This window comes from Chelativorans sp., from assembly GCF_031180965.1.
Taxonomy (GTDB): domain Bacteria; phylum Pseudomonadota; class Alphaproteobacteria; order Rhizobiales; family Rhizobiaceae; genus Chelativorans.
In genome coordinates this window covers 1-24,943 of record NZ_JAPSLH010000002.1, presented here as the reverse complement: position 1 = coordinate 24,943, position 24,943 = coordinate 1, and the positions used below count along the sequence as shown (strand labels likewise).

The 24,943-nt window shown below is 61.1% G+C and carries 24 protein-coding genes, 1 tRNA gene and 3 pseudogenes; 13 read left to right on the top strand and 15 right to left on the bottom strand.

What is annotated here, in order from left to right; all coding sequences use genetic code 11:
* A complete protein-coding gene (locus RIN79_RS01585; RefSeq protein ID WP_309082861.1) occupies positions 1-1,065 on the bottom strand; it encodes a GntR family transcriptional regulator in 1,065 nt (354 codons plus the stop codon).
* A 214-nt stretch (positions 1,066-1,279) separates the two neighbouring features.
* Between RIN79_RS01585 and RIN79_RS01580 the strand changes: the two genes are divergently transcribed.
* Positions 1,280-2,263: an aldo/keto reductase gene (locus tag RIN79_RS01580; protein WP_309082860.1), complete on the top strand. Its 984-nt coding sequence runs from the start codon at positions 1,280-1,282 to the stop codon at positions 2,261-2,263.
* A 790-nt stretch (positions 2,264-3,053) separates the two neighbouring features.
* On the opposite strand, the gene RIN79_RS01575 is transcribed toward RIN79_RS01580, so the two are convergent.
* Both RIN79_RS01575 and RIN79_RS01570 read right to left on the bottom strand, forming a co-directional pair.
* A complete protein-coding gene (locus RIN79_RS01575) occupies positions 3,054-3,803 on the bottom strand; it encodes a DUF899 family protein (RefSeq protein ID WP_309082859.1) in 750 nt (249 codons plus the stop codon).
* A gap of 53 nt (positions 3,804-3,856) precedes the next feature.
* On the bottom strand, positions 3,857-5,074 hold the full coding sequence (locus RIN79_RS01570; RefSeq protein ID WP_309082858.1) for an MFS transporter: 1,218 nt from the start codon (positions 5,072-5,074) through the stop codon (positions 3,857-3,859).
* A gap of 518 nt (positions 5,075-5,592) precedes the next feature.
* Here RIN79_RS01570 and RIN79_RS01565 point away from each other — a divergent pair.
* Positions 5,593-5,766, top strand: coding sequence for a hypothetical protein (locus RIN79_RS01565; protein ID WP_309082857.1), 174 nt, complete (start codon positions 5,593-5,595; stop codon positions 5,764-5,766).
* A gap of 9 nt (positions 5,767-5,775) precedes the next feature.
* Positions 5,776-6,006: a DUF6894 family protein gene (locus tag RIN79_RS01560; RefSeq protein WP_309082856.1), complete on the top strand. Its 231-nt coding sequence runs from the start codon at positions 5,776-5,778 to the stop codon at positions 6,004-6,006.
* Positions 6,007-6,151: 145 nt separating this feature from the next.
* Here RIN79_RS01560 and RIN79_RS01555 read toward each other — a convergent pair whose 3' ends face one another.
* From RIN79_RS01555 to RIN79_RS01545, 3 genes and pseudogenes are all read right to left on the bottom strand, one after another.
* Positions 6,152-7,168 (bottom strand): hypothetical protein, encoded by a 1,017-nt coding sequence (locus tag RIN79_RS01555; protein WP_309082855.1) that lies wholly within the window; start codon positions 7,166-7,168, stop codon positions 6,152-6,154.
* 443 nt (positions 7,169-7,611) lie between these two features.
* Positions 7,612-8,034: pseudogene (locus tag RIN79_RS01550) on the bottom strand (VOC family protein).
* A 492-nt stretch (positions 8,035-8,526) separates the two neighbouring features.
* Positions 8,527-8,703, bottom strand: a complete 177-nt coding sequence (locus RIN79_RS01545; RefSeq protein ID WP_309082854.1) for a hypothetical protein — start codon at positions 8,701-8,703, stop codon at positions 8,527-8,529.
* Between the two features lie 578 nt (positions 8,704-9,281).
* Here RIN79_RS01545 and RIN79_RS01540 point away from each other — a divergent pair.
* Positions 9,282-10,199 carry a DMT family transporter gene (locus RIN79_RS01540; RefSeq protein WP_309082853.1) on the top strand — a complete coding sequence of 306 codons (918 nt, stop codon included), beginning with the start codon at positions 9,282-9,284 and terminating at the stop codon, positions 10,197-10,199.
* Here RIN79_RS01540 and RIN79_RS01535 read toward each other — a convergent pair.
* Positions 10,188-10,595 carry a hypothetical protein gene (locus tag RIN79_RS01535; RefSeq protein WP_309082852.1) on the bottom strand — a complete coding sequence of 136 codons (408 nt, stop codon included), beginning with the start codon at positions 10,593-10,595 and terminating at the stop codon, positions 10,188-10,190. The two genes, RIN79_RS01540 and RIN79_RS01535, sit on opposite strands and share 12 nt — an antisense overlap.
* Positions 10,596-10,616: 21 nt before the next feature.
* Here RIN79_RS01535 and RIN79_RS21525 point away from each other — a divergent pair, with 21 nt between their 5' ends.
* Together RIN79_RS21525 and RIN79_RS01530 are read left to right on the top strand one after the other, a co-directional pair.
* The gene (locus RIN79_RS21525; RefSeq protein WP_375165853.1) at positions 10,617-10,937 is read left to right on the top strand and encodes an I78 family peptidase inhibitor; all 321 of its coding nucleotides are present in this window, start codon (positions 10,617-10,619) and stop codon (positions 10,935-10,937) included.
* Positions 10,938-11,043: 106 nt separating this feature from the next.
* Positions 11,044-11,241 carry a hypothetical protein gene (locus RIN79_RS01530; RefSeq protein WP_309082851.1) on the top strand — a complete coding sequence of 66 codons (198 nt, stop codon included), beginning with the start codon at positions 11,044-11,046 and terminating at the stop codon, positions 11,239-11,241.
* 2 nt (positions 11,242-11,243) lie between these two features.
* On the opposite strand, the gene RIN79_RS01525 is transcribed toward RIN79_RS01530, so the two are convergent.
* Positions 11,244-11,320 (bottom strand) — tRNA-Met (locus tag RIN79_RS01525).
* A gap of 516 nt (positions 11,321-11,836) precedes the next feature.
* On the opposite strand from RIN79_RS01525, the gene RIN79_RS01520 reads away from it, so the two are divergent.
* Entirely contained in the window at positions 11,837-12,898 is a 1,062-nt protein-coding gene (locus RIN79_RS01520) for a histidine kinase dimerization/phosphoacceptor domain -containing protein (protein WP_309082850.1), read from the top strand.
* Positions 12,899-13,226: 328 nt separating this feature from the next.
* On the opposite strand, the gene RIN79_RS01515 is transcribed toward RIN79_RS01520, so the two are convergent.
* From RIN79_RS01515 to RIN79_RS01485, 7 genes are all read right to left on the bottom strand, one after another.
* A complete protein-coding gene (locus tag RIN79_RS01515) occupies positions 13,227-13,592 on the bottom strand; it encodes a phage terminase small subunit P27 family (protein ID WP_309083082.1) in 366 nt (121 codons plus the stop codon).
* Positions 13,593-13,901: 309 nt separating this feature from the next.
* Positions 13,902-15,149, bottom strand: coding sequence for a DNA methyltransferase (locus RIN79_RS01510; RefSeq protein ID WP_309082849.1), 1,248 nt, complete (start codon positions 15,147-15,149; stop codon positions 13,902-13,904).
* A 569-nt stretch (positions 15,150-15,718) separates the two neighbouring features.
* Entirely contained in the window at positions 15,719-16,915 is a 1,197-nt protein-coding gene (locus RIN79_RS01505; protein ID WP_309082848.1) for an AAA family ATPase, read from the bottom strand.
* Positions 16,912-17,544 (bottom strand): toprim domain-containing protein, encoded by a 633-nt coding sequence (locus RIN79_RS01500; protein WP_309082847.1) that lies wholly within the window; start codon positions 17,542-17,544, stop codon positions 16,912-16,914. Before RIN79_RS01500 ends, RIN79_RS01505 begins: the two co-directional genes overlap by 4 nt.
* Positions 17,545-17,825: 281 nt before the next feature.
* Positions 17,826-18,026: a helix-turn-helix domain-containing protein gene (locus RIN79_RS01495; protein ID WP_309082846.1), complete on the bottom strand. Its 201-nt coding sequence runs from the start codon at positions 18,024-18,026 to the stop codon at positions 17,826-17,828.
* A gap of 287 nt (positions 18,027-18,313) precedes the next feature.
* Positions 18,314-19,045, bottom strand: coding sequence for a hypothetical protein (locus tag RIN79_RS01490; protein ID WP_309082845.1), 732 nt, complete (start codon positions 19,043-19,045; stop codon positions 18,314-18,316).
* A gap of 2 nt (positions 19,046-19,047) precedes the next feature.
* Positions 19,048-19,599, bottom strand: a complete 552-nt coding sequence (locus RIN79_RS01485) for a hypothetical protein (protein ID WP_309082844.1) — start codon at positions 19,597-19,599, stop codon at positions 19,048-19,050.
* A gap of 636 nt (positions 19,600-20,235) precedes the next feature.
* Here RIN79_RS01485 and RIN79_RS01480 point away from each other — a divergent pair.
* The 6 genes and pseudogenes from RIN79_RS01480 to RIN79_RS01455 all read left to right on the top strand — a co-directional run.
* Complete coding sequence (locus RIN79_RS01480; RefSeq protein WP_309082843.1) at positions 20,236-20,718, top strand: DUF2924 domain-containing protein; 483 nt, start codon at positions 20,236-20,238, stop codon at positions 20,716-20,718.
* Positions 20,715-21,163, top strand: a pseudogene (locus RIN79_RS01475) (recombinase family protein); the annotation flags it as partial. The gene RIN79_RS01480 and the pseudogene RIN79_RS01475, both read left to right, overlap by 4 nt.
* Before the next feature lie 54 nt (positions 21,164-21,217).
* A complete protein-coding gene (locus RIN79_RS01470; RefSeq protein WP_375165859.1) occupies positions 21,218-22,057 on the top strand; it encodes a recombinase family protein in 840 nt (279 codons plus the stop codon).
* A 23-nt stretch (positions 22,058-22,080) separates the two neighbouring features.
* Positions 22,081-22,446 (top strand): hypothetical protein, encoded by a 366-nt coding sequence (locus RIN79_RS01465; protein ID WP_309082840.1) that lies wholly within the window; start codon positions 22,081-22,083, stop codon positions 22,444-22,446.
* A 549-nt stretch (positions 22,447-22,995) separates the two neighbouring features.
* Positions 22,996-24,033, top strand: coding sequence for a hypothetical protein (locus tag RIN79_RS01460; RefSeq protein WP_309082839.1), 1,038 nt, complete (start codon positions 22,996-22,998; stop codon positions 24,031-24,033).
* A gap of 2 nt (positions 24,034-24,035) precedes the next feature.
* A pseudogene (locus RIN79_RS01455) lies at positions 24,036-24,943 on the top strand (hypothetical protein); the annotation flags it as partial.

Here is a 24,943-nt window from a genome sequence, read left to right as displayed (position 1 = left end):
TCATTTCCCTCTGGACAGGACTTCGGCCATACGGCCGTTGCTGCGGCTTGATGCTTTCACGGGAGCGCCTTCAGCTCCCATGTCGCGGGTGGCCTTGGCGCGCCGCAGTTGCGCCAGATAGGGCACCAGCAGATTCTCCAGCGCGTCCGGATCGGGCGCGTGGCGGAACTCGAAGCAGGGAATCTCCGGCCGCGCGAGCTCGCGGATATGGTCGGCGCCGGTGGCATAGACGATAGCGTCGCAGCGGCGCAGCACTTCCGGCAGGTCGGGAGCGGCGGCCCATGTGACGGTGATGTCGGAAATGTGCGGCGCGAACTCGCGCACGCTGGGCTTCATGATGGCGATGTAATCCTTGAAGAAGGTGATCGCCGCCACGCGTGCCTTGGGCGACAGCCCGGCCAACGCCTGGCGCGTGCGCGTGGACGGAATGAAGCGGATCGCCAGCACGTTCGCCTCCGGCACAACCTTGCGCACCTCCACTTCCCGGTGCACGAAGGTGAGCGTCACATCGGCCCGCGCCACCGCGGCGCGTGCCTCGGCGGATGCCTTGAGCTGGTCGAGTGTGACGAGGTGGATCTGGTCCCCCGGGCCCAGGGCGGGCCGTATGTCGGTGATATAATCTCGCGTCGGCGCCTCGAAGATGCCCACAAAGACGATGGTGAGGGCGGTGCGCGGCTTTTTGAGTTGTGCCTGCGCCGTGATCATGGTGGCGAGCGCCGAGGGTGAGATGCCCAACCGTTCGGCGCTGTCGAGGATGGTGTCGATCTCGCGGCGCAGCCCGGCGAGCGCTGCCTCATCCCCCAGCCGCTGGTGCGGGTCGCGAGCCGAAAAGGCCCCCAATCCGCGCCGCATCTCGATTAGCCCCGCATCGCGGAGCTGCTGGTAGACCTGACTCACGGTCATGGGGGCAATGCCCAGTTCCGCCGCCAGCTGTCGCACCGACTGGAGCTTGGTGCCGAAGGGGATGTCGGAATGCGAGAGATAGTAGCTCAAGAGCCCGTAGAGCTGCGTGCCAACCGGCACGGGGAGCGATTTGTCGATGGAGGAAGCGTTTACTGGGAACATGTGTGCTACTGGATTAATACACCGAGACTAGCAGCTTTTCTGACGAGTGCAATAAGCTCTCCGCCATCAAAAAAATACGACCAAATACAACCCCTTAATGCCCTACTTGGGCACTACACCCGGATGGATCCTTCACGTCGCGATTGTCGAGCCGGCACATTTTCTGTCATAAGCTGCTGACTGGGAAAGCCACCACAGCCGAGGGAGTGTATCGATGCAGTATGTCAATCTGGGCCGCACCGGCCTGAAGGTTTCGCGCTTGTCGCTCGGCTGCATGAGTTTCGGCTCGCCTACCTGGGCCCCCTGGGTTCTCGACGAGGCAGCCTCTACGCCGATCATCGAGCGGGCGGTCGAGCTCGGCATCAACTTCTTCGACATTGCCGACGTCTATTCCCGCGGCGAGAGCGAGGTGATCACGGGTCGCGTCCTGAAGCGGTTGCGCAAGCGACACCAGCTCGTCCTCGCGACAAAGCTGTTCAACGCGATGAGCGAAGATCCCAATGACCGGGGCCTTAGCCGCAAGCACGTCTTCGAGGCGGTGGACGCGAGCCTGCAACGGCTCGGCACCGACTATATCGACCTCTACCAGATCCACCGCTTCGACTACGAAACGCCCCTGGAAGAAGCGCTCGACGCGCTGAATGACGTGGTTCGGGCCGGCAAGGTGCGCTATCTCGGCGCGTCATCCATGTTCGCCTGGCAGTTCATGAAAGCGCTGGGACTGCAGCGCCAGCACGGCTGGGCACCCTTCGTCTCCATGCAGCCCCACTACAACCTGCTCTACCGCGAGGAGGAGCGCGAGATGCTGCCGCTCTGCCGGAGCGAGGGCATCGGCGTGATCCCGTGGAGCCCGCTGGCGCGTGGGCGTCTGGCTGGCCGGGAGCCGGCAGCCGGCGAGACGACGCTCCGGGCGCAGACGGACGCCGTGGCCGAACGGCTCTATGGCGCGACGGCCGAGCAGGACGCCGCGGTCATCGCCGCGCTCAAGGCGGTGGCGGCGCGGCACGGAAGACCGATGGCGCAGATCGCCTATGCATGGGTTGCCTCGCGGCCCGGAATCACGGCGCCGATAGTCGGTATCTCGAAGCTCCACCAGTTCGACGATGCGATCGCTGCGCTGGAGGTGACGTTGACCGGCGAAGACGTGGCGGCGCTCGAGGCACCATACCGGCCAAAAGCCGTGGCGGGCCACAGTTGAATGGAGGGGAGGGGCTCAGGCATGATGACCTGAAAGCGGCAGCGCGCGGTCGATCTCGTCGTGGGGGTCTCATCGTGATGATGACGCCGAACGCGCACCGTAGAACTGCCAACAGCGGTTGGAAGAGATTAATGGCGAGCTTGCCCATGCCGATAGAGAGACTCCGCTCATCACCCTTCATCCCGCGGCTCTGGAGCGTTACATCGATCACTCCACAGCTTTGGAGGAGCGTGCGCCTCTTCCGGAGCTTTCGGGCTCTGGTTGTGGCTGCGTACCCGAACGCGCACGGGGAGGCGTTGAAGTCGAGTTCAGAAGGCAATCTTGCTGCCTCGGAGGAAAGGCGTTTCCAAACGCGCTAGGCGGGACGCGTGGTAGCCGAGGAGCACTACCGCCCTTCCCTACACCGAGGGCCTACGCTATGGCCGCAAGTGAACGTCTACTTTCGAGACGCGTGCCGCTTGCAAGGGATTAGACTTCGCGGTTCCTTGCGTTCACTCAGCCCTCGAATACTGAGTCGTAGCAATGCGCCGGAGGTCATCCGCTGTTGAACTTTGCCGACGACAAGTACTCCCTCTACGGCGAGGCGCTAGCAAAGACGAGCTTGGAGAACTTCGGCGATAGCCATTCGATCACCGGGACGGTGGGCTTCCGCATGCAATGGTAGGGCGCGTCATTACCCCATTGTGACCGCCCCCATGCCCCGCTGGCTTCGGCCGGCGGGGTTTTTTGCCTTGGGACAGTCTTACCAAGAAGGACGGGGCGCGGTGATCGAGGAATCGGAAGGCGCTCTTCAGCGTCCACCCGTCCCCAGATCGTCGGAATGACCCGCCTCCAGGCGACGCCATTGAGAGATGGGCCGCCCGTCGCGACGAAACGGATGGTTCGTTTCGCCCCAGTACTGGGGCCATCCGGCGGGCGAGTCTTCGAAATCCTCCTGCCGCCCGTAGACGGTCAGGTCGAGCAGGCGGTAACTGTTGTCCATCGCCTCGACGCCACGACGGGTCGTCCAGTAGGTCTCGAAGACGTTTGATCCCTGCCTCAGATAGCAGATCAGGTACATTATGCCTGGCCGGCGTCCATCGAGGAGCGTCTCGAGCGATGCCTTTGGAACTGAGTACCACGGCGTCCGCCAGCCCATGAAGTCGCGATAACGGACGCTCTCGTCATACGACCCTTGGCAGAAGGTGGCGTAGGTAACGTCCCGCGAATGGAGATGGGAAAGCTCGCGAACCTGAGTAGTGAAGAAGGTGCAGCCCTCGCATTGCTCCGGCGCGGGATGGCCGTCGAACCACATGTAGTAATAGGCGATGAGCATCCGGCGACCCTCGAACGCGTCCGACAGCGCCACCGGGCCGTTTTCGCGAATTAGCGGAGTGGCGCCATCCACCTTCACCATGGGGAGTCGCCGGCGAGCGGCCGCGATGGCGTCGCCTTCTCTCGTGTGGGCTTTCTCACGCACCCGCAATGCTTCGACTTGGGCCTGAAACGTGGCTCGATCTACGACTGCAGGTGCTGCCAAATCCGTTTTGTCATGGGACATGATCATCTCCTGTTGTTGATGGACCGTGCTCAACGGCCAGTGAGCCCCTCCACTTACTCAGCAGCGGCCGGCGCCAGTGCAGGCGTCTGCGAAACCGCACCCGGAGCCCTTTGCGTTGCAATCAGCGCGGCCGCGAGAATGGCACAGATCGCGGTCACGTAGAGCGGTGCGCTCGTCCCAACGACATCCACAGCGATGCCGCCGGCGATCGCGCCGAGAGTGACCCCGAGCTGAATGACGGCCAGAAAGAGTCCTCCCACGCCTTCGAGGTGATCCGGGGCGGCGCGACCCATCCAGGTCTGCGTCATCACCGGTCCCGCGCCAATGGCGATGCCCCAGGCAGCGGCAAAGACAATGATTGCGACGTAGGCGTTGCTGAGCGTCAACAGACCGATTGTGGCGATCGCCAGTACCAGGAACGTGGCGCCAAAACCCTCGCGCAACATGCGGTCGGCGAATACGCCCGCGACTGCGCTCCCGGCCAGACTGGCTAGACCGAGCGTCAGCAGAGCCGCGGCAATGGAGGTCGGATCGAGGCCGCCATTCGTTTCCAGATAAGGCCGCATGAAAGTGAAGCCGCTAACTTCGCCCCCAAAGAACAGCAGCCCAACGACCAGGCCTACCCGCACAGGCTGCCGCTTCAGCAAGCCGAAGAGGCTCGACAGGCTCGTTGCGCTGGTTGCCGGAACCCTCGGCAAGCAGACGGTTTGCAAGAGCAAGGCGAGCAAGCCGCACCCGGCAGCGGCCATGAATGCCGCACGCCAGCCTAAAGCTTCTCCGATCAAGGTGGCAAGCGCTGGAGCGACGACGAGCCCCGCTGAGAGACCCATGAAGACGATCGACATGCCCTTACCCATGTCCTCCAACGTGACGAGCCGGACGACAGTGGCGCCAGCCAGGGCAAAGAACCCGCCGATGGCGATGCCCAGGAGCATGCGGGCGGCCAGCAGCACGAAATAATCGGATGTGAAGGCGACGGCGATATTGGACACTATCACCAGGGCGCAGAGCGCCAGATTGATCAGCTTGCGGTCCAAGCGGCCGATGATCAGTGCCACCGTGGGCGCTGCGATGCCAGCAAACAGAGCCGTGAGGGTCACCGCCTGACCGGCGGCGCCTTCGGTGACTCCGAGTTCAGCCGCCATTGGCGTGAGCACTGCCATCGGCAGCAATTCGCTGCTGATCAGGGCAAAGCTCCCGAAGGTGAGGGAAAGGACGGAAAGCCAGGTCGATATTGACCAGGGACACTTCTGGGGTGCGGATGCAGGCATATCATCCTCCTATGATGAGCAATGTTCGGTCAGGAAATAGATTAGGACCCGAAACCGGGGGGTGAGAGTTACAAATGTGACGGAATTTTCCATCGACTCGCTGATTGCGACTCCGGCCGCAGCGGGTGCACTGCAAGCAAGCTCCTCAGCGGACGCAACTCAGACCAATGCGCGGATCTAGGCTCGGACTTAAGTCCATACGCCAACGGAGCTACGGCCCAAACCGGAACAGTACGTGCCGGCGTGGCGTTGCCTTGCAAGTTTCCCTGCAACGGGAACAACGGCGATGACGCTCGCCGGAGTCCCGGCAAGCAAGAATGAGGATGAAATGCTGAAAGGTCTCGCTCTATGGTGGCTCGGCGTGCCGCTTTTCGTGATTATCTTGCTTTACATATTTGTGTTCTGAGAGCACCGCTTCTAGCTACAGCCCGGCGGCACTCTGCTTCACCGCTGGAACGTTCCGCGAGCATCATAGTTCGACGCACAACGGGCACGCGGCGGGCGACCTGGAATGGAACATGCCTACGTTACCTTTGGCCATCGATATAGCTGACACTGTTGCCAGCGCAGATCCCGGTCTTGATACTGGGGCAAAGGCGGACGAACTGCTGGAGGCGCATCCTGAAGCGGATGCCACTCGCGAAGACGTTCGTGAAACGCTTGAAGAAGAGCTTCGCAGCTTAGACGAGTAGACGCCCACAATGCCATTCTACAATTTTCGCCTCAAACCAGATGAGGTCCTTCCTCACAGCGTGATCGAAGACGTTCATTTGCCGGATGCGGAGGCCGCCCTAAAAGAGGCCACGAGGACTTTTGGCGAGCTGATCCGTGATTTGGAAGGGCTACCCTTCGATTCTGAATGGCGGATGGAAGTCACTGACGAGGAGGGACCGATCTTTGCCCTCTCCTTTGGTGCGAAGCAGATGCGCTGAGTATTGCCGCTGCATGTCAATCGTATTGACCTCCGCTGGCTTCGGCCGGCGGATCTTTTTGCTTGGTGCGGCTCGGGAGCGGACCGGCAGGTTTCAGCCGGTGAACCGCAGCACGCGGTCGTTCCGCTTGCACAGGTTTGGGCGATCAATGCCTTCGCTCGTCAACTGTGGTTGCATTGTCTCTTGAGCGTCTAGCCCTGAAGGCGAGGGCGCCCGCAGCAAGCACAATGGCCAGCATCGCTGTGTTGTGCAGGTATTTGGGCAAAGGCTCCACCTCACCAAGAAGCGGGAAGTAGGTGAAGGCAAGCACGCCACGGCTGAGTAGGTAGCCGATTGCCACCGCTGCAGAGTGCCGCGTAGTCCAGTCAAATCGCATCATTAACCAAATGATCATAGCCACGATTAGGAGGGTCGAACCCAGCCCGACCGCCACGCCGATCCAATCCTCTCCCGCGAAGTTGCCAAGCACAGCCACAGCGAACGTCACCGCCATCACCGCAAGAGCGTTCACACGGGCGATTGGCCTTGACCAAGCACTGATATTGATGCGGCCAATCAGAGCAGCCGCCAGAAAACATGCGGCGACCAGGAGCCAAGAAACAATTAATTGGGTTTGAGATGCACTTCGCGACTGTGGGTCAAACATTATCAATGCAGCTGATCCCACGTAAAAAACCGCTGCAACGATCATCCCGATGGGACGCAGCCAAGGTGCGTCCGCACGCTTGGGCGACCAAGCCTCCGCTATCGCGATTGGGCCGGCGAAGCTGAAGATAATATGCCCAATGATGAAGTTGTAGGCGTTGTACGCACTGATGCCGAACATGGGGATGAAGGTTGCCGATCGGCTCTCCTCCCAGCCGGCGTATCCGCCATACTGATCGGCAAACATTGACTGATCGATTATGCAGGCCTGGAGAACTCCCAAAGCAGCGCAGAGCAAAAGCAGCGAGGGCCACCCCCATCCAAAGCGCCGGGCAACCTCGCGCATGAGCAAGGCGGGGGCCCCATAAAGGGCCATGAAAAAGATCAAGGCGAAAAGGATACGGCCAATATCGCCAGTGCTATCGGAGTATGCTGCAAGCAGCTCTGCACCGACTGCGCAAAGAACTGCTAGGGCCAAGGACTGGGCGTTACCGAGAATCCAGTTCTTCGCCGCCATTCAAGCCCCCAAATCAGCCTCGTTGAGCACATCCGCCGCCCGACGCCAAGTTCAGTTACAATCATCCGCTGCGAGCGGCTGCAATGGCGGCGGGAAGCATGATGGCTGCTTTTGGCTAGATAACCTCTGATAGCAGACGGTCGGGTTGCGGCGTCGATCTTGTTGCAGCTACGGGCTGCCGACGTCGCAGCCGCACCTTCTGCGACGTGAGCCGCTGGCTCATCCGGCAGGTTCTCTAGTCAGTGCTGACGCTGCCGACACCCACGCCAGCCTCCACCGCAATCGCCCGCATCGGCGTCTATTCCCGAATTCGCTAACCCCGCCATCGTGAATTGCGCCTGGCCAGGCAAAGGAGAGGCGCCAATCCTTTAGCCGGTCGGACATGCGCATCGACCGGGTGGCTTTGGGTACAAGCGTCGTCATGGCTCTCATGTTCGCTGGGCTTAGTCCGATGGCAACATCTGGGGATTCCAGACTATTTCCCAAAGGTGTCCGTCAGGATCAGTAAAATAGCCTGCATACCCGCCATAGAACGTATCCTGCGGTGCCTTGATAATCTGTGCCCCAGCAAGCTGGGCCTTGCGCATGATGTCATCGACATCCTCGCGTCGCAGAACATTATGCCCGATGCTGCTGGCGGTGCTGCAGATCGGCTACTTCGGCAATCCGGTGTCATGGACAAGGTCATCCTGCGCCCAGATGGCGAGCTTCAGACCGCTCTGGAGATCGAAGAATGCAACCGCGCCATGCTCAAATTCCCGCCCGATGATGCCCTGGGTGGGGAAGCCCAGCCCATCGCGGTAAAAGGAAAGCGATTTTTCAAGATTAGAGACAGCGAGCGTGAGAACGGAAATACGTGGTTTCATGGCCATACCCTTCCTATCGGCGGCCGCACCATGCGTACGCCTTGATAGTCTTGGGCCGTCACCTTTAGTGACGGAAGGACCCGCCAAGCGGGGGCCGGGCCAACCTTCCCGAACCTAACCTGTTTTAGACGCGACAAAGCTAATGATCAGACCGCCCTGCGTCAACGCATTTGCCAGCCTCCGCGACGCGTCACACGCTTCCACCGACGCGAAACCTTTCGGCCGATTCACGGTTAGGAGGAAGACCTTTCCCGGTCGCCTTTCAGTCACCCCTCCGACCCCGCTGGCCTCTTCGGATGCCGGCGGGGTTGTTTGCGTCTTTCAAAGGAATACGGCCCGGTCAGATGGGGGCTGACGCGCGGGCTGTAGCCCGACCTAGCTTATGTGGCGAAGACACCAGAGGGTGCAGAGAACCTAGCTTCTGGCCGCGACCAGGTCCACGAAAAAGGTATGTAGAGAGTACGGGCGGATCAAGAGCAGGCGGTTAGCGCTTCACGATACTGCATCGCCGCCCCGATTCTGCTTCAGCTCCGGCCACGGCGCATTTATGATTTGGGCGAGCTCAGCTAACGCAGCCAGCCAGTCCTTCTTCTCCTCATCCGTGGCGTCCTCCCACTTTTTGCCCTTGTGCGCTTCAAATTCCCTGATCGCGGGCTCGTCTTGGGTCATAGATTTTCCTCATCCACTAACCCCCAGTCGATTCAGTTGCCGGTTGTTGTCAACGGCTATCTGGCCTTGGCTCCAGCTCGATCATGCCTTCATCGATCAAGCTCAACAACTCGTCGGCTTCCTCCTCATTCAGCCCAATAAGGGCCGCCGCCGACACTTTGCGCCGGCTCGCCCGTGAAGGTGTTATAAACCATCCACGAGCCGTCATCGCTTCTGCGCTTTTCGTAGCGCTCGGCGTCGATCAGCTCTAGGTCGCCTCACCCCGACTTTCTCCTTTCATCCCAGCCTTCGCAGCATGCCTTCACTGCGGGTTCCTCCGACCGCGCGATGGGCGCGGTGAGAATTCGAAAGATCATAGCTGCGCCGAGTGAGGGCTCCGGCCCCACTTCTGTTCATGTCATTGCGGCATGGCTCTTATCCCCCGCCTTTCGTCTCCTGGGGCATAGCCGAGGCGAGAGGCGAGACCGGGGAGGCGTGTCTTCGACCTCAAGAGCTTGGCCATTGCGAATAACGCCCCACGATGGAATGATCGGCAGCGAGGCGGACCAAGAGCTCTAGCTCAAGAAGGGAGGGCCAGAATGGAAGCTATCGCTTCCTATCGCATTGGTTTCCTTGCGGAAGCCCTGCCGGCCCTGGGGCCTCGGATGCGGGCCGCTGCGCTTTCTTTGGGAGCAGTGCTGCTGTGGGCAACTTGGCCCACCCTCGCTGGTTTGGCTGCCCCTGCTCCGCCGTTTCTCGTGTTTGGACTTGCGGCTGCCGTTGGCTTTGCCGTGTCACTTGCTCGTGCCACGGCTCGCGGAGAAGTCCGCGCGTTCGTGTCTACCCGACCAAGAACTTTGGCGATCGTGACGGTTGGGCTCCTAACCAACAACATCCTCTACCTTCTCGCCATGCCCCGGATCGGTCCGGCGGAGGCCAACGTGATCGCCTACCTTTGGCCAATCATGCTGGTCGTAATCATGGCTCGAATCCGCCGCGAGCGGCTGCAAGCCGTCCGCTGGTTTGGTTTCGCGCTGAGCTTCTTGGGGGCGGTCCTTGCCATTGCACCGACGTTTGAACGAGGGTTCGACCCGACTGGTGCACTCCTTGCCTTCGGTAGCGGCTTGGCATTCGCTGTCTACTCAGCCGTCCGCTCGGGCGGACGGGAGACGCACGATGTGATTGGCCCGTCCATGGGGTTGATCGCCCTGCTCTCGTTAAGCACGCACCTGATGATAGAAGCGCCTTCGACCCTGGCGCCCGTACAGATGCTCGCCATAGCCGGTATCGGGTTGGCACCCCTCACGCTGTCCAATACGCTTTGGGATCGGGCAACTCGAACCGGCCACACCGCGCTTGTCTCCAGCATCGCCTACCTGACGCCGCTGGTAGCGCTCCTGCTGTTGGCGCTGTTCGGTGCCGGTGTCGTAACGACTGGCACTATGGTAGGGGCGATGCTGGTTGTGGCGGGAGCACTCTCTGCATCGGGCTTGCTTCCAACGCGCTCACGGGGCTAGTGAGAAGGCCTTTGGTTCCAACCTGCCGCTGCGCAAGTTCTTTTCAGGGCGTTGCGTCTCTCGCGGTCCGGTGCGACCAATACTTCTTCGCGACTCGCTCTGGGGATAGAGCTCAAGAGCGCGGTAGATCAACCAGGCCTCGACTGCGGCCCAGTCAGCAAGCCCCTTCTCGTTTGCCTGGTACCCTTCGATCTCATCTCCGCCGATGGATGCAGCGAAGCCGCCGTCATAGAAGCTGATGACGCGGAAGTTGATCTCCGAGGCGTGCAGGTCGTCCATCACGGTCATGAACAACCAACAACAGTGGGCTTGGATTGTTTCAGGTTGATAGCGGCGCCCGCCTTCTCGACCTGGGCGCTTGCCTTGCTCCTGCTTAGGTGGAAGCATGCCGGCCATTTCGCCCTGAGGAGAATCGCCATGCCACCACGCCTGTGTTTTCCTGTAGTGTCAGTTGCCGGAACACTCGTGTTGGCAGCATGCAGCAGCCCGTTGCCGCCTCCTACCGCACACCTGCCAACTCCTCCGGATTGCGGCGCCGCCGCTCTCCAAGGCAAGATGGGCTTGCCCGTTAGTGGCAGTACCGCTGAGGATGTTCGGGTCGGCGGCGCACCGGTCCAATCCAAAGGGGAAGTTCGGGTGATCGCGCCTGGTCAGGCAGTCATCGAGAACTACAGCGAAGCGCGTCTCAACCTCGAAACCGATGCCCAGGGTAATCTCATACGCGCAAGTTGCGGCTAGTCGCGCTGTTTCAGGCGGTCAGGCACGGCTGGACCGCACGCTTCCATCTTGTCGGTCAGCGCCATGTGTGGTCTCCTGCCTTGATAGCAGGGAGTGAGGAAATATCGTGATCGCCGATTATATTGACGAGTTCATTATGCTCTGCGTCGGCCTATGGATGACCGGCGTGGGATTTGGCTTTCTCTCGGTTCCGACCAACCCGGGACGACCGGCATGGCAGACGCACCTCATCCGCCAATTCAAATGGATGGGGCCGCTTTTGCTGATCATTGCGGTTGTACTCGCCATCGCTACTCGGTCCTGATCTGGTTGCGGTGGCGGGATTCGAACCGCGATCTCCTGCTTATGAGGCAGGCGAGATAGACCACTTCTCCACACCGGCAGAATTAGCTGAAATTGGAACTACCGTTCTTTTGATCACTTGGGTCTTTGGTCGGAGACCTATGTCCCTATGTCACCTAGAGGCCACGAAGACGGCGCATTACTGCTCGCAATATTACTTGGTGTGTTCGCGATCGCATTCCTTGTTGCCGACTAATCCCCGACCCCGGGCCTTATTTCGACGGTATTCCCGATCTATTCCTCACGCGGGACGGTACGCCGTTGGAGGCAATGAATGCGAGCGCGTGCAGAAGATTTTCTGCTGGCGGTTTCTCTTATCGCCGCTGTCGCAGCCGTGGCCTTGCTGGTCTTTTGAGCAGCCCGAGGCTGCCGTTGGTCACGTGACCGGCGGGACGGCGACTCCTTAGGCCGCCAGCAAGAAGAGGTGTTTGCATATGAACGAGTTTCAGGAGGAGTTGGAAGGCACGCCCGCCCGCACCGCTTCCGAGCGCGACCTCGAAAATGTGAGGCAACGCGGAGGCGTGTTCGTTGAGGCGGTTCGCGTGACGCGGATGCCGATGATGGTCACCGACGCTACGCTCCCCGACAATCCGATCACCTTTGTTAATCCGGCGTTCGTCGAACTATCCGGATACACGTTTGAGGAGTTGCTCGGTCAGAATCCTCATTTCATGAATGGCTCGGAAACCGATCCCGAGGCCATTGCTGCTTATGAGACCGCCATGCAGGAGGGTCGCGACGCTACCCTTGAGATCCTGCAGTATCGCAAGGACGGCTCGCCGTTCCGGGCCATGCTCTTTGCAACTCCGCTGGACGACGGGCAGGGCCGCGTAACCAATCATTTTCTATCCTATCTCGACATCACCCGCCGCCATGAGGCTGAGCAAGCGCTCCGAACGCTCGCCACAGACATGGAGCGGCGGGTGGAGGAACGCACTCGAACGCTGGAGGCTGCAAACGCAGCGCTCCATCAGGCCGATGCCGAACGCGAGATGCTTCTGATCGAGGTCAATCATCGGGCCAAGAACAGCCTATCCGTGGGGGCGGCCCTGCTACAGTTGCAGGGCCGACGGCAGACGGACCAGGCAGTAAGGGCGCTTTTCGAAGAGTCAGCTGAGCGCCTGAACGCTATGGCCCGGGTGCACGACATGCTTAGCCGCTCCGAACATGCGCAGCGTGTCGATGTGGCGACATATGTGGCCGAACTCTGCGAAGCCTTGAAGTCCCTCGCAGGCGGAGATGGACGCATTTCGCTCAGGGCACGGACTGAGGAGGACATCCTGATCGATGCCGATGCAGCCTTCCCGATCGGCATCGTTCTGACCGAGCTCATCACCAACGCTGTCAAATACGCCTTTCCCGACAACCGCTCGGGCATGATATTGGTCCAAGCTAAGCGGAGCGGTCCCGGCCGCGTCGAGATTGTCGTTCGCGACAACGGCGTCGGCATGGCTAACTTTCGGGAAGGGTCACTCGGTTACGGGCTAATTAGGTCTCTCGTGAAGCAGATTGGGGGCGAGCTCGATATCCAAGGCGACGCCGGGGTGACCGTCACCATTTCCTTCTCCGATGCGTCGCGGTTTCCACCCCCGGGCGGGCGCGAGGCCACAGAGGGATGACCCGCGGTCAATGTCAGTTGCCTCGGGCCTCCAAATCCAGCACAGCCGCTAAGTCATACGAGCAGGCTTGTGCTAGGCCGGCTGTATCTGCTTCCGCTTCTTGGCCTCCTGCTGGCGCCGGCGCTCGTTACGCTTTGGCCGCCCAGGAAATGTCTGCCGGGTTATCTGAGAGGAAGCTGGTGAAGGCATCATCCGCAGCCCGTGATGTGAGGCCCTTTGCCTTGACCACATCTGCCGCGAGCCGCTGTACCTCTACCGGATAGGTTCTTTTGGCGTGACGAAACAGGTCTCCCAACCTGGCGAGCACATTGCGAGCTTCTGGTACGTGTCAGGAGAAGAATTCGTCATCAGTGTCATTGGAGGCAAACTCCCAAGGCTTCGGGCCGAGTGGCCTTGTCGTGACGCGGCTGCGTGATGCGGGTGAGAGGCCGAGTTCGGCGGCAAACTTGTGCATGAGATCCACGCTCTTGTTGGAGATTGCGAGCCATGGCGAGGGCTGCACATAGCCGGCTGGTGTCTTCAGCAGGGTGGGGGTCTCCTTGAGCTTACGCTCGGCCTCCACCCAGCGGCCATAGGCCTGGCAGTAGGCGGCGAGCACCGCGCGGTCGAGTTCGGTGAGAGCGCCCAGCTGATGCAACTGGCGGGCAAGGCGTTTCCATTCGGCCTTTGCGGTGGCCTGTAGTGTGCCGGGCAGGTCGGGATGACCGGCTGCGGATTTGGCTCGAGGTGGTTGAGGCGCCGCTTGCCGGGATTGCCCATCACCACTTTCAGTGCCGTTGGCACCGGCTTGCGTCCTCGCATCATCCTGCCCCTTGGCCTTCAGAGTTGGTCGACTGGAACAGGCCCGATCTGTAGGTCCCGCCAGGCCAGGAATGGCTGAATTGTGCCGATCGTGTGCAGATGACCATGAAGGTGACCCCCTTCGGATATTCGCGGATGTGAAAGATAAGGGACGCCACCGGTCTCCGTTGGAAAGGCTGCGGACTTCATGATGCCCCCCGGGTCATACGCTTTGCCCGGTCCGTTCAGCCTTCACCTCGGCGAAGCTGCCATCAGCACCATCCAGAGTGGCCTTTTCTCCTGTGAACGCTTCCCACCGCATGACAGCTACATCAACATGGGCCGGGTTCAGTTCGACGGCCTGGCAGCAGCGCGCGGTCATCTCAGCGGCGATGATGGTGGTTCCTGACCCGCAGAACGGATCATAAACCGCCTGGCCCGGCGAGGAATTGTTCTCGATCGGCCGCTTCATGCATTCGACCGGCTTCTCCGTGGCGTGGCCGGTCTCGTTCTTGCGATGGGGAATCTGCCAGATCGTGGTCTGCCTGCGATCGCCGGACCAGTGGCCTTTACGGCCTTTCCTGACCGCGTACCACGCCGGTTCGTGCTGCCAGTGGTAATCTCCGCGCCCGATCACCAGACGCGTCTTGTCCCAGATGATCTGGGAGCGGATGACGAAGCCGGAGGCCTCCAAGCTTTCGGCTACTGTGCCGGCGTGAAGGGCGCCGTGCCACACATAGGCGACATCGCCCGGGAAGAGGAGCCATGCCTCACGCCAGTCAGCACGATCATCGTTGAGCACCTTGCCACGGGCAATGTCGCCGTTCTTGCTGAAGCGCTCGCGCCAGGTCGGATCATAGCTCACGCCATACGGCGGATCCGAGGTGAGCAGGTGAGGCTTTACGCCATTCAGGACGCGATCGACATCCTCCTTGCGCGTGCTGTCGCCGCAGAGGAGCCTGTGATCACCCAGGAGCCAAAGGTCGCCTGGCTGCGTGACTGGCTGCTCGGGAACAGCGGGCACGTCGTCGGGATCGGTCAAACCTTGCGTGCCTGTGCTCAGAAGCGAAGCGATCTCCTCGTCAGCAAAGCCGGTGAGCGACAGATCAACTCCAAGGCTGTCGAGGTCGGTGAACTCCAGTGCCAGCAGTTCCTGATCCCAGCCGGCAGTCAGGGCAAGCTTGTTGTCGGCGAGAATGTAGGCGCGCTTTTGCGCCTCCGAGAGGCCGTCAAGCTCGATGACAGGCACTTGGGACTGCCCTAGCTTTCTGGCCGCGAGCAGCCGCCCGTGACCGGCGATGACGCCGTTCTCCCCATCCACCAGAATCGGGTTGGTCCAGCCGAACTCGCGGATCGAGGCGGCAATCTGCGCCACCTGCGCATCCGAATGCGTGCGGGCGTTGCGCGCATAGGGGATCAGGACGTCGACAGGCCTGTAGGTCACCTTGAGCGGGCTGTCGTGCATCGTCATCACAGCTTTCCCAATTTACCACGCCCCCGGGTCAGGCAGGGGTGCGCGCATGTTCATGCTGGCAATTTATCAGATCTTCTAAACCTTTGATAGCACGACGGATTCCGACATCTCTGCTCAACAGCCCGCAGGAGTCCGCGGCTAACCGGGATGATACAGAAACCCCAACAGCCAGCTCCCATTGGTGCGGGGCGGGGTCGTGCGCTATCTGGCGGACCATGGCGCCATCGCTCCAAGGCGCCGCCTTCAGGCAACTTCCGATACCCGCCCGGGGCAGCGCTACGATCGATGTTCGAATCGGCAACTGGATTGCGGGCGACTCAGAACCACCTTCTGAAGCCTTGCGGGCATTCTGCAGGATCGGGGCCTTCGGCCGAATATCGGGATTGGCCGCGCCTGCGGCGGCCATATCTTTAGATATGGGTTGGAACACACCCAGTTGGAACCGCAGAATTGCTGGGTTGGAAGCGGTTGGAATGTGGTTGGAACACCCAGTTGGAAGCCGGTTGGAAGTAGTTCGGATGGACCAGGTGCTGTCAGGCGTGGGCACAGACGAGCAAATGAAGCGCTCAATCGCGTCCATCCTCATCATGGGGGGCGGGTGTGGCGCGTAACAGTTGCCGGAGCTTCGACGGCGGGCCGGTGGTCTCTACCTCTATGCGTGCCGTCTCGAGCAGCACGTTCATGGCGCGATCAAATTGGCGGCTCGTGACCCCTTCGGCCCGAGGGTGCCTTGCAAACACGGCCGGCGCATAGTTCGGCCCCTTCATCGGGGAGAGACGCAAGCCTTTGTCGGCGTGCCAGCGCAGCAGATCGAGGAACTTCGCCTCGATCCAGGCCGCCTTTAAGAAGCCTCTGTTCTGCCCGGGTGCTGCAGGGGCGTCCGTTCGAATGAAGCGTCCAGCTTGCCAGCGCAGCGGAACCTGTCCGCCGCTCGGGCCGTAGTTCGACTTCATGGTCTGCAGGAGCCGATTGTCGGGGTCGAGTTCCGCTCCGTCCTTTTCCTTCTCGCGCAGCAGGTAGAGCCTCGATCGCACGGAGTTGTTCCATGCCGTGTTGCCGCTCATGCCGGAGCCACTGTTGATGCCCGACAGCGATGGATGGGAGAGTAGCAGCACGACGCAGTCGAACTCTATCGCCTGTCCTCGCAGCGCGCTGACGAACTGGCGGGCCAGCGGCCGCACGTTCTCGTTGCCGGCAAAGACGTCTGCAAGGTTGTCGAGCACGAGCAGACGCGGGCGGGAACGCGCCAGCTTGAGCCGGAGCCGATCGAACAGCGGCGTCATCTCGACCTTGCCACCCTTCTGCGCTTCGGTTCCCAGAACTGCATCCCTGCCGGCCAGCACCGCAAGTTCCAGGGTCTTCATTCTGCCGATGGAAAGGTTCTCGGCGGCGCAGATGTCCTTCAGGCGGATATGCATCTCATCGAGATCGTCCTCGGCGGAGAGGTAGACAACCGGCCCGGTCTCGACATCGATGCCGAGCCATTTCGATCCCGTGACGACCGCTGCCGCCAGCTGCAGGGCAAGCAGGCTCTTTCCGGTGCCGCCGTCGCCGGACAGCATGGTTACGTTCCGGCAGGGAAAGAGTGCTGCACCATCGAGGAAGCTGCGTCGTGGCGTTGCCTGAGATGCAAAGATCGAGGCGCTCACGGTCTCCAACGGTAATGGTGGTGGAGCGGACGGGACGGCCTCGCCAGGCCGGTAGCGCTCGACAACAGCTCCGATCTCGGCCAGCATCTGTTCCGGGGTATACCAGGAGTTCACCCACCCCTCCCGATCGGATCGGCCCAGTCACGTCCTGCTTCGCTCCGAGCCAGCACGATCGCCTCACGTCCCGCTGCCACCCAGCGCCGTGCGCAATCGCGAGCAGCGGAAAGCCCGGTCCCACTTGCGTCGTTGTCGGCCATGATGGTGACCGTCTCGATTCCGGAAAGGACCGGGAAACGTGCTATGCCGCCAGCCGAAAGCGCTGCCCAAATTGGGCGGAAGCCCATCACCTTGCAGGAAAGTGCCGTCTCGATGCCTTCGGCAACATGCAACCCGAACGTCACTTCATCGTCCGCGGAGAGCTTGATGCAGGCGCCGCTTACGTTGCCCAGCATCCTCTTCGGGCTGCCGAGCCCAGGGTAGTCGGCCTTGCCGCTGCCGTCCGGCTTCAATGCGGTGCGGTGGATACCGCAGAACTCGTTCGTCCGGATGTCCACGATAGCGCCTAGCATCGCGGGGAGTTTGACGGTCGAACCATTCTCGAGTCGGAAGGGACAAGCACTGTGATACCTCAGCACCGTCCCCTGGAGCACCTCCGCTGGCAGGCCCACGCCGCGCCACAGCAGGTAGATGGCTGCCGGCGTGGAGGTGATCGGAACGGCCGTCTCCCACAGCCGGCGGGCCAAGCCAATTCGGTCCTCAACTGACGGTGCAGGACTGCGACGCGGGTGACGCCGGACTGATGGTAGCGATCCCCAGGGTGGTAGGCCGATGGTCCGACGGACATGCTCGCGACAGAGCCGCCAATCGTCGCCAGCGAAACTGTGCACCCAAAAGCCGTCCGGCGCCGAAGGATCGAGTTGAACTGAAAGGGACCGGTCCCGGGGCGTGTGTCCCGGCCCCGGAACGTGAATCCGGGAGGGCCCACTTACCTGACCGCCGAGCACTCGAGCCAAGGTCTGCAGGTTCATGTGTCGGTCCCCAGCTGTTCCGGGTCCCGAGTCTGCTGCTCCTCATACTCCGCCACGTCCGTCTTGCGGTAGAAGACCAGCCAGCCGATCTTCAGGTATCGTGGACCCTGTCCAATCCGCCTCCAGCGGTCGAGAGTTCTGGTCGACATGCCCCAGCGCTTTGCCAGGTCCTTGGGGGTGTAGAAGTGGTCCGTCATTCGGCATCTCCAAAACGTTTGGTCACGCCGAACACGAAAGCAGATCTCTTAAGCCTTGTCGGTGGGAGAGGGGTCGGAGCAAAGGTGGGAAAAGGTGGGAGATCTGGCTCGAAGGTGGGAATGCCGGTGATGGCCCGGCTGTCGCGGAAGTTGCGCAGTGCCTTGGCTGCGCATTGCCGTCGTGGGAGAATCGCTCCCACGTGGGAAACTCAGGAATTTTGCCTTTTCCACAGGTAAGTGCACCCGGCTGACAATCTTGGACAGCGCCGATGGATGCGCTGCAGCGATTATCGAACGAGGTAGAGCTTCGGTCGCCGGAAAGTGCGCTGAATGCCCGATGCGCTCTGACGGTCGGGAATGTTCAGCCTCCACCTGCCACGGTGGTCGCAGCGCAGGATGTTGCGCCATCCCTCGAGCGGGGCAAACAGGTCGACCATGCGGCTCGATGCGGAGCCGGCCTGCGACAGAAGCACCTCGTCGCGCATCCATGGTCTTCCAGCCAGCCACGCTTCATGAAGAAGCTGCACAACGGCACGCCGCTTCGGGCTCAGGCGATAGGCTCGTCCGGCAAGGCTGATCTCGGAATAATCCGGGCTATGGGTGAAGCACAGATCGTCCGGCTCGACGCCGACGTTCGGCACAATGTCGTGCTCCTGTTCGAACCGCCTGCGCTCCTCGGCGGTCACCACCAGTTCCGATTTGGTCACCTCGATCCCGAGATCGTCCTCGAGCACCTCGACGAAGCCATCCTCAGTCCTGAACCTGCGCAGATATACCGCGCCCCGGCTGTTGATCGCCCAGAGATCCTTCTCGAACACGCCATGCGGACCATGAGCTTGTCTCCGCCCTGCCGGCAGCGGATCCTGGTGGCCGTGCCACGAATCCACTCTCGACCCGAACAGAAGCACAGAGATCGTCAGCTTGCCGTCAACTGCCAGCCCCAGCAGCTCTCCTATAGTGGCGCCCCAGGCCTGGGCGATCTCGTCCAAGGTGTAGACGGAGCGGGGAGGGAGGCCCATGCTCAACCCTCCCTCGGTCGGGACAGCGCAATCAGGTCGTACTTGGCCAGGCGCACCGATATGAACGAGGGGGTGAGACCGAACGCATCGCCCAATGCGTCGAACAGCAAGGGCAGTTCGGGGCAGTTTGCAGCGACAGGAGGTTCATTGGAGAACCTGCCCTTGACCAGAGGAACGCCACATGCCGGCGCAAGCCTCAACAGTTCCCCATGGAGCAGCCGGCGGGGGGCCAGAAAGCTTCCCATGAACTCGTTGGCCCGCCATTCGCTCCAGTCCGATGCCTCCCGGCGATAACGCTCCGGCGCCCCGAACACCCGGCGCGGTGCGGCCGGCGTCGGTTGCGCTGCGCCGCTGAACCAGGCCGGTGCATCGAACACTGCATGTCCGAGTTCGTGTGCGGCCGTGCTGCGGGCGATGGGCACGTCACCAACGATCTGCACATTAAGGCTGATGAGGAGGGCACCAGGCGCGACTAGTCTACAGGAGCCATAGACGGGCTGGCCGGAGCAGTCCTTCACAGTCTCGTCCAGGTTCCAACGGATGCTCAGCAGCATCCCATTCACCAGAAGCCGTCTTACGCGCGAGACCAACTGGAGAAGCTCCACGTCGAGCCGGCAGGTTGAGAGTCCCAGTTGCTCTCGCATCGAGCTTGCAACAGCCGCCACTCGAGAGGTCCGCAACCGCTTGGGCGCGAGAGTTACGGCGTCACAAGGATAACTGACACTGAGCTCCGACATGGTACGCCATGGACAAGACTTGCCTACGATGTTCTTATTATGTTCTCAAGGCGTGAAGAGTCGAGTCGTTTCTGAAGATGAGGTCTGAAATCGTAAGCTGACGCCTATTCCGTCAGCCTCGCGTTCCTGTCCGCGTGCGCAAGTTTGATGTCGCGGGCGCGCTCTGCGTCGGCTTGGCGGCCTGTTCAGGAGGCTTGGAGTTGGACAAGCTCCTGCCATGCAAGTTACCCCTGTAAACTCGCTCCTCAGACAATCCCTCGGCCCGAACCCGGTCGCGGTGGACCAGCTCTCTGCACAAGAGCGTCTGTCCGAGGTGGCTTCCATTCTGGCTGCCGGACTGGTTCGGCTGAGGTCGCGACCGTCAAGCAAAGTATCTGCTGCCGAGGCGAAAAGTTCGCTTCACTCCCTCGCGGAAGAGAGCGTGTATCGGTCCCACCGCAGTGGAGGGACAGCATGACAAATCGCTCAGAACCACACAGCCGACGCTATGACGACCCGCATGTACTCGCGCGGATCGCCGAGATCAGGAGCATGGAGATGGAGGGCCTCAAGGCGATGTGGCGTGAGCTCTTTGCTGCGGAGCCTCCGCGTCACAATCGCAAGTATCTGGAGAGCCGACTGATCTACCGCATCCAGGAGCTGGCCTATGGTGGCCTCAGGCCTGAGACGCGGAAGCGGCTTGCCGCACTTGCGGAGGAGATGGACACGCGCGGCCGCGGGCGCGGGAAGCGGATCGACAACAGGCCGATCGCTGGCACCAGGCTGATCCGGGATTGGCAGGGCGTGGAGCATACCGTCACGGTGCTGACGGACGGCTTCGAATATGAGGGCCGACCCTACCGATCGCTCTCGGCGGTCGCCCGCGCGATCACCGGCACGCGCTGGAACGGCCTCGTCTTCTTTGGCCTGAAGACGCAGCAGGGGAGGCGGGGATGAACATGCACGCGCCTCAAAGCACGCAGACCCTGCACAAGCTGCGCTGCGCCGTCTACACGCGCAAATCCTCCGAAGAGGGCCTTGCCATGGAGTTCAACTCGCTGGATGCCCAGCGGGAGGCCTGCGAGGCCTATGTGGCGAGCCAGCGGGCAGAAGGATGGGTTCTGGTGCCGGACCGCTATGACGATGGCGGCTTCTCGGGCGCCTCGCTGGAACGGCCGGCGCTGAAGCGTCTCCTGCGCGATGTGGAGGCGGGGCTGGTCGATGTGGTGGTCGTCTACAGATCGACCGCCTCTCGCGCGCGCTAGCCGACTTCTCCAAACTGGTGGAAATCTTCGACGGAAACGAGGTCACCTTCGTCTCCGTCACCCAGAGCTTCAACACCACCACGTCGATGGGGAGGCTGACGCTCAACATCCTCCTGTCTTTTGCCCAGTTCGAGCGTGAGGTGATCGGCGAGCGCATCCGCGACAAGTTCGCCGCCTCACGGAGGAAGGGCATGTGGATGGGCGGCTATGTTCCCCTTGGCTACAGGGTCGAGAACAGGAAGCTCGTCATCGAAGACGAAGAAGCGGCGAAGATCCGCATGATCTTCGAGCGCTTCCTCCAATGCGGGTCAGCCACGCATCTAGCCCGCAGGCTCCACAAGGAGGGTGTGACCACCCGCTCGGGAAGGTTGGTCGATCGCAACTTCCTCTATAAGCTCCTCAACAATCGCGTCTATATCGGCGAGGTGGTGCATAAGGGGACAGCCTATCCCGGCGAGCACGAACCGATCGTCGCGCGCGATCTCTGGGACAAGGTGCATTCAACCCTGGCGAAGAACCCGCGCCAGCGTGCGGCGCGTAGCCGGGCACAGACGCCGGCGCTCCTGAAGGGGCTTCTCTTCGCGCCGAACGGGCGTGCGATGAGCCCGACGCACACGAGGAAGAAGGGCAGGCTCTACCGTAACTATGTCACCACCAGCGTGGTGAAGGTCGGGCCCGAGACATGTCCTGTCCGCCGGATCCCTGCAGGCGAGATCGAGAGGGCGGTGGTCAATCAGCTCAGGCTGCTCCTGCGCTCTCCTGAGATCATCGTGCAGACCTGGGCTGCTGCAAGGGCGGGTGATCTCGGTTTCTCGGAGGGAGAGGTCAGGGAGGCTCTGATCTGCTTCGATCCGCTTTGGGAGGAGCTGTTCCCTGCCGAGCAGGCGCGCATCGTCCAACTCCTGGTCGAACGGATCGATGTGGATGTCGACGGCATCTCGATCCGGCTCAGGACGGAAGGACTGGCGAGTCTGATCGCGGAGCTTCGGCAGGAAGCGCCTGCACAGAAAGTGGCAAGATCGACGACATGAAGGCGAAAACCGAGAGCCAGTCGATGACCATCCGCATTCCGCTGGCCGTGCGCCGAAGGGGAGGGCGCAAGCTGGTGCTCGCGCCTGCGGGAGAGGAGCCCTGGGCGCCTCAACGTCCTCAGGTCGACAAGACCCTTTGCCGGGCCCTGGTCCTTGCATTCCGATGGAAGCATCTATTGGATGAAGGAACCTTTGGCACCATCAGCGAACTTGCCGCGGCCGAACGCATGAACGTGTCCTATGTGGCGCACGTGCTTCGCCTAACCCTCCTGGCCCCCGAACTGGTCGAAGCGATCCTCGACGGCAGGCACCCAAAGACGCTGCAGCTGCAGCCGCTCATGCGGGGGTTTCCAGTCGAGTGGGGCAAGCAATGTGAAGTGTTCCGATAGTCGCCTGCTGGGACCTGCTGTGCGCCCCATCTCAGCCGTTCAGCCCGTCATCGCGCGATCCTAGAAGCAGACGATCATCTAGCACTCTGCCGTGCTCATTCATCATCTATTGGCTGGACATTTCCCGACTGCCCGCTTTGGCGGATCGTGTGCGAAGCCAACGTTTGTAGCATAGTCTAATTGATCTTTTCTTCCACTCCGAAATGCCGAGCTTAGCTTTCGATGCTCGGAAGCCGAACCGTGTTTTCGCATATTACGCAAGTGAGACCGCTGACGAACGGGCAAATGCTCGCCACAGGCGGGCGTTTCGCATGCGCCGAAGCCAGATGCGCGTAAGGGATCATTCCACTGAAAGCGCGATTCAGGTGCTTTGCCGACGACGAGCAATTCGCTACAAATTTTTCTAGGGGGGAGAATCCGTGGACACGACAATATTCAAAAAAGTTACGGTGTGGTGCCGATGAATCTGCTCGGCCTGCGCCTTATTGCGCAAATCATGAACTGGACCGACGATGGCGTGGCAACCGCGAGTATTCTTGGCTGCGGCTTATGGCCTCGACCAAGTATGACGGCTACAGCGATTTCCGCGCGGGATCCCGCTTCATCGAAAACTTGGCAATCTGGCTAAAACAGTTCGATGCCGAGGACCGCCAGACGGCCTATGATTTCATCAAGCACCGGCTGGTCTATATCTCCAATGCTGAACTTTATCGCGTGATCGAGGCCTTCTACCCAGAAACGGTGACCCCGCATTTACGGCGCCTTGCAGCCAAGCAGGCTGGCATCCCACCCCATGAAGTTTGGGGCAGCAGGGATGGGGTAGCAGCCTTCAAGCGGATTAGGCGACGCTCTCTATTCATAGGTATGAGCGACGGTAGCCGCATCGACATAATGCGTCGCGCAAATAGCGGCCGCATCACCCAGGAACAGGTCGTGCCGATGATGAATATAGGCACAGAGAAATGGCTCGATCTCGCGAAGAAAATTAAGGAAGCCGATGCCGGCGACGAGCAGTTCGAGCACGTTTACTTGATCGACGATTTCACAGCCTCAGGTACGACCTTCATTCGCTTCAAGGATGGCGAGTGGAAGGGCAAGCTGCAGAAGTTCAACGCCATGCTGATCGGGGCGCGCAAGGCGGTTGAGGCACAGGGCAAGACCTTCCCGATCGTCGAGAATTACGCGCTGCACATTCATCATTATGTCTCGACCACCCAGGCGCGCGAGGCGCTCCTGCAACGCACCGAATTGGCCAATCTCGAATGGGCGGACCGCACCTTCGGGTCAATAGATGTGACCCAAGGTACCTTGTTGCCCGCCTCGCTCAAGCTCAGTCCAGGCCGTGACGATGCCGTCATCGCGCTTTGCGAAAAATATTATAATCACGATCTCTACCGGCGGCTGATCGAACATGCAGGCGAAGCAGAGCAGTCCGATTTCAAAATGGGTTATGCTGACTGCGCCTTACCACTTGTCCTTGAGCACAACACGCCAAACAACAGCGTTCCGCTACTCTGGGCGGAAACGACCAATGAAAATGGTCATGCGATGCAGCCCTTGTTTCGTCGGCGTGATAGGCACGGCTGACCATGGCAAATCCGTTTCTCCGTCGCGCCACCGAATACATCCGGGACGACACCACTTTCCTTGAGATCGTGAGCCCGGCGCCGCTCACCACATTTTTGGCCGAGCATCCCCGCAAGGCCGACATTTTCGACCTGCCCATCCGCATCGTCGGCGCGCCGGGAAGCGGTAAAACGATGCTAGCCATGCTGGCCGAGTTTCGCCTCGTCGAAACGATCCTGCGCGACCCAGCCAATGACACCAATAAGCAGCTCTCCATCGCCCTCGCCGGGGCGGGTTTTCTGCAAGACGGAAAGCCCGGGGTCGCGGCTGTCCGCATTCCTATGGAATCCGAGTATCGCGACTTTTGGGAGTTGCCCTATGAGGACAGCGTCAAGACGAAGCTCGCCCTGTGGCTGGTCCAGGCGCGCACTATGCTCGCTCTGCTTCGAGGCCTTACGAATGGCGACCATCGGCGGCTCGACGAGATCCGCTTCATCGCTCGGGAGGCATCGGAAGCGCACCTCGAGCAGATTGGCGGGCTGACCGCGGTCGGCATTCGCGACCGCGCGCTCGAAGTGCAGCGCGCCATCTATTCTATCGGAGCGAGCTTGCTGCCGCCAGATATCGACAAATTGCCAAAGGCAGCGACTGAACCCTATCAGCCATTCGAATGCATCCAGGAGATCGATATTCCTTGGATGGGACAGCGTCTGACGGTCAAGCCGCTCGCTATCCTAGACGACGTCCACGCCCTTCACCCAGACCAGTTCGAGCAGATCTTCACCGCGCTCGCGCGACGCGAGATCACCGGCCGCGTCACCGAGCGGCGCGTCCTGTCCTATGGCGAGGACTATTCCTTCGACTATATGCAGGGCGTCATCATCCTGCGCCGGCCGCTCACCTCCATGACCGGCACGGCAAGCCCGGTGCG